The organism is Halomonas sp. BC04 (assembly GCF_000568385.1).
This window is the reverse complement of sequence record NZ_AZQX01000015.1, coordinates 1-6,675: the sequence shown is the minus strand read 5'-3', so window position 1 is coordinate 6,675 and position 6,675 is coordinate 1. Positions and strand designations below refer to the sequence as shown.

Below are 6,675 nucleotides of genomic sequence, written 5' to 3'. Positions count from 1 at the left end.
CGGTCATCAGCAGGGCAAAGCTAAGGGCAATGGCTTTCTTCATGGTCGTTTCTCCTTGAAAACTTCCAGGACATCCATTCCTTTCCGTGAAGCAATGGCCTTTTACAGCGTAACAGCCCTTGCCAAACCCTGCATAATCTCCCCGCTTCAGCTTGCCTGACGCTGAATCGCCTCGCCGCCTTTCTCGATGTCCTCGCCGGCGCCACGCATGGTATTGCAACCCGTGAGCAATGACAGGGCAAAGAGTGAAACCAGTGACAGTGCAATTATCCGTTTCATTTTGCCTTCTCCATTGGGCAGGACTTCTGCCTCTTCAATCTAGCATTGTCGCCACCCCGGTGCGCGATTTAAGACTCATGGCTTTGCATCGGCTCGGTAGGCCATTCTCGATTCGACTGTGCCATGATGAGGGCAGCGCAAGACAACGCGGTAATAACGGCAAGGGTGGAGGGGGGAACAATGACATCCATTGAACTCGATGAACGGCTGGTCCAGGACAGTTACCCGGTAACCGAGCTGCCCCTGTGTCAGCTAAGGCTGATGGATGATGCCCGCTTCCCATGGCTGGTCCTGATTCCCCGCCGCAACGGCATAAGCGAGATATTCGAACTGAATGAGGCGGACCAGCAACAACTCTGGCGCGAAGCCACCCTGGTCGGCCAGATGCTGAAGACGCTGACCAAGGGGGACAAGCTCAACATTGCCAGCCTCGGTAACGTGGTGGCCCAGCTCCATGTCCATGTCGTCGTGAGGCGCAGAGAGGATGCCGCCTGGCCGGCACCCGTATGGGGCCATGGTGAGCCCGAACCCTATGACCTGGACGGCCTGGCCGGCATGAGAGACCACCTGCTGGCCCGGATCGAGGCACTCAAGCTGAGGGCGCCGGGCTCAGCCTCCACCACCGAAGGGGTTTGACCGGGCGGGTGACTCGGCGCCGGCGCTGCGTGAAGGCGGCTCCCCCAGCAGTGGCGCCGACGTGGGTTGGCTCACTCCGGTGACGGAAAGCGAAACGCCCAGCGCCATGATGGCCAGCCCTCCGCACAATGACGCCCAACCCAACATCCGGCCGGCGCGCTCCATGCTGCTCTGCTGGGCCAGGCGGCGCTCGGCCCACCCCCGTGCGACGACACTGGCCAGCGCCAGGCCGGATACGGTCAGTGCCGTGCCCAAGGACATGACCAGCACCGCCGCCACTCCGACCGGAAACTGTCCCAGCAGCGTCGCCGCCCCCAACAGCAGCACGCCACCACTGCAGGGGCGAATGCCGATGGCCACGACGGTAGCCAGGGCGGTACGCCAGTCGGCCGCCTGCTGCGGGTCCACATGGTGGTGCCCCCCGCAGCAGTGTTCATGACCATGATGTGGATCCGGCGCGTGGCCCGCTGCGACGGGAGACGAGGAGCGACGATGAGCGTGGGCCGCAGGCCGCCGCAGCTGACGAATGGCACGCAGACAAAGCCAGGCCCCCAGCAGCGCCACCATCAGGAAACTGGCCTGTTCGACCCAGACGACGCTACCCATGGCCTGGCGGGTGACCCAACCCAGGCCATGTACCAGCACCACGACCAGGCTGATGGCGACAATGCCCTGCAGCAGAGAGGCGGCGAAGGAGAGTGCCAGTGCACGGCGAACCGCCCCGCCCTGGGTGAGCAGGTAGGTGGTCAATACCGCCTTCCCATGACCGGGTCCTGCGGCATGGAAGACGCCGTAGCCGAAGCTGATGCCCAGCAGTGCCACCCAGGTGGCGGGAGTCGGGGTTCCGGAAAGTTCGGTGATCGCCATGGTGAGGGCACGGTGGAAATCCCGCTGCCAGGAGACCAGCTGAAAGCTCAACGACTGAAAGCTTCCCTGGGCGATCAGCAGGATCAGGACGGCCGCGAGCACCAGCCCCACCCCGAATAGCCATCCCTTGCCCTGCAGGCGCATTGCACTCAGTCGCATGTCACCTCCCCGGTCTCGGCAAAGTAGCGACCCAGCCCGGGTTCGGCTTCATCGGTGATATCCAGCATCGCGGCTTCCATCACCCGCTCGGGATCCGGGTCGGCCGGGACGATACGCGTCGAGCACCTCAGCTCGCCGGTGACCACCAGGGCATCGTCCAGGGGTGTGTTGCCCTCGGCCTCATGCACCACCTCCAGATAGTAGGTGGGATCGAACACCTTGTAGTACAGCGTCCGGTCGCTCAGGGGCTGTGGCGTCTCCAGCGGCAGCATGAAGATGAACTCGACGCGTCCGCCACGCTCCATCACGGTGTATTCGGTCACCTCTCCCAGGGCGAGTTTCTCGCCTCCCACCTGCAGTTCGGTGAAATAGTCATGGGGGGCCAGGTTTTGCCGTATTTCACCACCCAGTTGGTCCAAACCTGCCTCCAGGCCGCCCTCGCCCTCGGCCAGCCCCAGCTCCTCCAGGATGATCAGGCTATAGAACGGGTCCATGCGCCAGGACTGATGCAGCCCTTCGAGGCGGCCCTGATCGTCGAGGATCAGACGCACGCGCATATCGATCCAGCCATGGGGATGGGCGTAAGCCAGACCCGGGATCAGCAGCAGCACCGTCAAGCAGGCCAGCCAGAAGCGTGCAGGTTTTTGCAGTGAAGGATAGGGTAACAAAGTCATGATCGTTGGCTATCTCGGAAGCAGGTGAAACAGGAAGCGCGATACGGGGCGCTGGGGCATCTGGGCATCAGGGAGCCAGCCCGAGCCGGGTCTGCAGTGCCGCCAGCAGTCGGTCCAGCAGGTGAGGCGGCAACGGCCGCCCACCCCGTGTTGCCGTCATCGAGATGCGTGCCGCCTCGCCCTCTGGCGTGACCTCCGCCGTGACCCGATAGCCGGGCCAGCGGGCCAGGGCCGCTTCCACCCGGCCCAGCTCGGCATCCCCATGGCGTATCACGTAGCCCTCCTCCATCAACAGGTCGACGGTCTCTTGCAGCACGTCACCCGGCGTGGCCGCCAGGGAGAGCTCACGGGGCTCTGGCGCCGGCGCGGTGGCCGCGCAGCCTGCCAGCAAGAGCGCCAGCAGCAGGATGGCGAAACGGGACATCAGGTGCCTCCCCGAGGGACGGTCGTGGTCATGGCATTGTGCAGTGAAAGGCAGAAGTCGGTGTCGCTGGCGCTGCGTGTCTCGCGGATCTCGCCCTGCCAATCGATGATCTGGATATCCCGCGTGACTCGGACCCACTCTCCATCGGCCACCAGGGAGACCCGCTCCAGTCGCGTGGCATCCCGCGTGATGCTGCCTGACACGCCGCCGAAGCCGATCATCACCCCGGTGGAGAGTCCCCCACGCCCGCCGCCCACGCCATAGCCGCCGAATACGCCGACTCGGTCACGCTCGTAGAAGTCGCCGTAGCCGGGCACGGTACGGGTGCGTTCGGCATTGACCAGCCCCAAGGCCGTCTCGGTATGGCGAATCACGAAGCCCTCCTGCTCGAGTGCGGTCAAGGCCCGGCGCAGCCACTCCTCCGATGCCAGGCCACCGCCTTCCCAGCGGCACTCGGCTGCCGGGCGCGGCTCCGCCGAAGGCAGTGCCGTCGGTGTGGTCTGGCAGCCGGCCAACACCAGCAGGCAGGGCATCCACCACCATGAACGCATTGGGTTCTCTCCCGGTCGATTTGGGTCGCAGTCTACGCGGCACAGGACGCCATGCAATCACATGTCGACACGCCGATACCTGTCACGACGCCTCATCAGAGTCTCGCCATGGCGCAGGGTTCCCGCAAGGCCTGCAACGGGGCGGCAAAACAACGCACCCCTTGAAAAGCGCTCGGCTCGACGTCAGGTCATGTGGGAAGGCTATGGAGGCGATGATCGGAATTTGCTTATCCCTCAGCACCGAGGCTTTTATACTGGCTACGCAACCATGGCGATACGGATCGCACCAGAAACAGCGATTTGACCAATGGATCTGCTTTCTTCCACGGGAAGCAATCAGCACAAGGAGCACTGCGCATGAGCGACACCAATGCCATCGGCCTGCACGAGAGCAGCGCCAGCCAGCTTGCCGAAAAGCTCAACGCCCTGCTGGCCAACTATCAGATTTTCTACATGAATGTGCGCGGCTACCACTGGAACGTGAAGGGCCCTCAGTTCTTCGAGCTGCATACCAAGTTCGAGGAGTTCTACACCGACCTGTTGAACAAGGTGGATGAGGTGGCCGAGCGCATCCTTACCTTGGGGCACCAGCCAGTCCACGCCTACAGTGACTATGTGTCCATGGCGGTGATCGCCGAAGACAAGGACGTGCACGATGGCGAAGCCTGCGTACGGGGCGTGCTCAAGGGTTATCAGACGCTGATCGAGCTGCAGCGCGAGATTCTCGCCCTGGCCTCCGATGCCGACGACGAAGGCACCGCCGCCCAAGCCGGTGACTACATTCGCGAGCAGGAAAAGACCGTCTGGATGCTCAACGCCTACCTGGGCTGACTGCCCCAGGGCCTGCTACATCACCTGGGTTCACGATCGCGCCATCCCGACTACGGCACCGCCCCTTCGGGCGGTGCCGCTTTCCGTCGATATCAAGCCAACCGGCTCTCGGCGAGATCCTCGATCAAGCCCCGCAGCAGCGTCCAGAACTCCTCGACGGAGGCCAGCTCCACCCGCTCGTCGGGGGAGTGCGCCCCGCGGATCAGCGGGCCGAAGGAGATCATGTCCAGATGGGGATACTTGCCGGCCAGGATGCCGCACTCAAGCCCGGCATGAATCACCTGGACGGCCGGGTCGCTGCCCAGTTCCCGCTGATGCAGTCGACGGAAGCGTGACAGCAGAGGCTGTCGGGGTCGGGTGTCCAGCCAGGATACGCGTTCTCGACACGGGTGCGGGCACCGATCAGGTCGAACAGCCCGGCAAAGCGGTCGGCCATGTCCGCCGTGGCACTGTCGCGCAGCGAGCGAACCAGTGCGCAGAGATGGAAGCGCCCCGCCTCCAGACTGACCACACCCAGGTTGTTGGAGGTCTCCACCACCCCGGGCATGTCCTGGCTCATCCGTTCCACCCCACATGGCGCCACATGGAGTGCCGCCACCAGCATACGGCTGGCATGGGCGTTGAGCGCCAGGGGCGGAGGCGACATCAGTGGGTGCAGGGCCAGTGTCACCCCCTCGTCGATGCCTGCCAGCTCGCCACGAAGCACCTCTTGCAGTGTAGCGATCCGCTCTCGGGCGGCACCCTCCTCGTCGACCGGCAGCGCCAGCGTGGCAAAAGCCTCACGTGGTAGCGCATTGCGCAGGGTGCCGCCATGATAATCCACCAGGCGTGCATCGAAGGCCTCGAGCGCCCGCAGGGCCCGCACCAGCAGCCGATTGGCGTTGCCACGACCACGGTGAATATCGATCCCGGAATGGCCCCCCACCAGGCCAGTGAGGGAGAGTCGCAGCGCCACTTCATCGTCGGCAAGCTCGGCGGTCGGCAGCTGCGCCTCCACCACGATATCGGCGCCACCGGCACAGCCGATGAAGACCTCGCCACGATCCTCCGAATCGAGATTAAGCAGGACCTGGCCGTCTAGCCACCCTTCCGCCAGGTTAAGGGCCCCGCCCATGGAGGACTCCTCCTCCAGGGTGAAAAGCGCCTCGAGCGGGCCGTGCTGCAGACGCTCATCCTCGAGCACCGCCAGTGCCGCCGCCACACCCAGCCCGTTGTCCGCCCCCAGCGTGGTGTGGCAGGCATGCAGCCAGCCGCCGTCCACATAGGTCTCGATGGGGTCCCGCGTGAAGTCATGGGGGTGGTCAGCGTTGGCCTGGGCTACCATGTCCAGATGCCCCTGCAGGATGACGCCCGGCGCCGCTTCATTGCCCGGTGTGGCAGGCTTGCGAATGCGCAGGTTGCCGAAGGCATCGCGGTCATGGCCCAGGCCGCGGGCATCCGCCCAGGCCTCGAGAACGGCCACCAGTGCGGCCTCGTGACCGGAGGGTCGCGGCGTGTTGCACAAAGTGCGAAAGTGCCGCCACAGTGGCTGCGGCGAAATCTGCTCGAGATGTTCGTTCATCATGGAATCTTCATGTGGATAACCGAACTACCTTACCGGGACCGTGAGGCCGGGGAAAGCCCGCTCAGCGCCCCACGCCCCCATACACCGCTTCACTCAATCCGGTGCAACCTGACCCTCGATGAGCCGTGCCACGGCCCTGCGCAGCTGTTCCATGACGCCGCGCCGGCCCGCAACCTTCAGGGTAGTCGCCAACCAGCGCGTGTCACGGTTCTGGAAGGCCCAGGCCACCAGCCAGACAAGCGCAGGGTCGTTACACTCCTCGATCGCCGCCTGGCGCAGCAGGGCCTGCAGGGCCGGACGCGCCAGGGCCGGCTCGCGATAGCCGAAGGCTACATCGTCGATATCGCGCCGGTCGGCGGCATTCATGACGGGGCTCGGCCCTTCGGCCAGCAGCCTGAGTGCCACCGCCGGGTCCAGATGATTGAGCTCAAAAGCGAGGAGTGTCGGCAGCAGACGTTGAAAGCCTGTTGTCAGCTCGCCGACCAGGGCTTCTCCCCGTACGCTGGTCGGCATGACCACCATCAGTGCATGCTCGCCGGTGGCCGTCTCCCTGGACAGCCCCAGCCTGACGGCCCGAAAGCCCTGTGCCTGCCAGAAGGCCATCAGCCCGGGCTCGGCGCCGAAACTAGCACCCAGCAGGTCGACCCCGCCCCGGCGCGCCGCCGCCAGGGCCGACTCGATGAGCCATCG

The 6,675-nt window shown here is 64.7% G+C and carries 8 protein-coding genes and 1 pseudogene; 2 read left to right on the top strand and 7 right to left on the bottom strand.

Translation table 11 applies throughout. The features are described from left to right. Positions 1 to 147: 147 nt before the first annotated feature. A complete protein-coding gene (locus Q427_RS01590) occupies positions 148 to 279 on the bottom strand; it encodes an entericidin A/B family lipoprotein (RefSeq protein ID WP_043510420.1) in 132 nt (43 codons plus the stop codon). Between the two features lie 180 nt (positions 280 to 459). On the opposite strand from Q427_RS01590, the gene Q427_RS01585 reads away from it, so the two are divergent. Next, positions 460 to 915 carry an HIT domain-containing protein gene (locus tag Q427_RS01585; RefSeq protein ID WP_051496038.1) on the top strand — a complete coding sequence of 152 codons (456 nt, stop codon included), beginning with the start codon at positions 460 to 462 and terminating at the stop codon, positions 913 to 915. Here Q427_RS01585 and Q427_RS01580 read toward each other — a convergent pair. The 4 genes from Q427_RS01580 to Q427_RS01565 form a co-directional block, all read right to left on the bottom strand. Continuing rightward, positions 889 to 1,941 carry a nickel/cobalt transporter gene (locus tag Q427_RS01580; RefSeq protein ID WP_043510419.1) on the bottom strand — a complete coding sequence of 351 codons (1,053 nt, stop codon included), beginning with the start codon at positions 1,939 to 1,941 and terminating at the stop codon, positions 889 to 891. The two genes, Q427_RS01585 and Q427_RS01580, sit on opposite strands and share 27 nt — an antisense overlap. After that, entirely contained in the window at positions 1,932 to 2,615 is a 684-nt protein-coding gene (locus Q427_RS01575) for a DUF1007 family protein (protein ID WP_051496037.1), read from the bottom strand. The genes Q427_RS01580 and Q427_RS01575 overlap by 10 nt, the downstream gene beginning before the upstream one ends. A gap of 67 nt (positions 2,616 to 2,682) precedes the next feature. Next, a complete protein-coding gene (locus tag Q427_RS01570; protein WP_043510418.1) occupies positions 2,683 to 3,039 on the bottom strand; it encodes a hypothetical protein in 357 nt (118 codons plus the stop codon). Beyond that, entirely contained in the window at positions 3,039 to 3,590 is a 552-nt protein-coding gene (locus tag Q427_RS01565) for a hypothetical protein (RefSeq protein ID WP_043510417.1), read from the bottom strand. The genes Q427_RS01570 and Q427_RS01565 overlap by 1 nt, the downstream gene beginning before the upstream one ends. A 357-nt stretch (positions 3,591 to 3,947) precedes the next feature. On the opposite strand from Q427_RS01565, the gene Q427_RS01560 reads away from it, so the two are divergent. Further along, a complete protein-coding gene (locus Q427_RS01560) occupies positions 3,948 to 4,421 on the top strand; it encodes a Dps family protein (protein WP_043510415.1) in 474 nt (157 codons plus the stop codon). Positions 4,422 to 4,513: 92 nt separating this feature from the next. Here the strand turns inward: Q427_RS01560 and Q427_RS01555 are convergent. Together Q427_RS01555 and Q427_RS01550 are read right to left on the bottom strand one after the other, a co-directional pair. Beyond that, positions 4,514 to 5,982, bottom strand: a pseudogene (locus Q427_RS01555) (aminoacyl-histidine dipeptidase). A gap of 96 nt (positions 5,983 to 6,078) precedes the next feature. After that, the coding region (locus Q427_RS01550) for a GNAT family N-acetyltransferase (protein ID WP_043510414.1) at positions 6,079 to 6,675 on the bottom strand (597 nt) is incomplete at its 5' end.

What these genes read in the sequence shown, in the direction of transcription:
- Q427_RS01570 (WP_043510418.1), bottom strand. Translation starts at nt 3,039, where the DNA reads ATGTCCCGTTTCGCCATCCTGCTGCTGGCGCTCTTGCTGGCAGGCTGC.
- Q427_RS01590 (WP_043510420.1), bottom strand. Translation starts at nt 279, where the DNA reads ATGAAACGGATAATTGCACTGTCACTGGTTTCACTCTTTGCCCTGTCA.
- Q427_RS01575 (WP_051496037.1), bottom strand. Translation starts at nt 2,615, where the DNA reads ATGACTTTGTTACCCTATCCTTCACTGCAAAAACCTGCACGCTTCTGG.
- Q427_RS01565 (WP_043510417.1), bottom strand. Translation starts at nt 3,590, where the DNA reads ATGCGTTCATGGTGGTGGATGCCCTGCCTGCTGGTGTTGGCCGGCTGC.
- Q427_RS01585 (WP_051496038.1), top strand. Translation starts at nt 460, where the DNA reads ATGACATCCATTGAACTCGATGAACGGCTGGTCCAGGACAGTTACCCG.
- Q427_RS01580 (WP_043510419.1), bottom strand. Translation starts at nt 1,941, where the DNA reads ATGCGACTGAGTGCAATGCGCCTGCAGGGCAAGGGATGGCTATTCGGG.
- Q427_RS01560 (WP_043510415.1), top strand. Translation starts at nt 3,948, where the DNA reads ATGAGCGACACCAATGCCATCGGCCTGCACGAGAGCAGCGCCAGCCAG.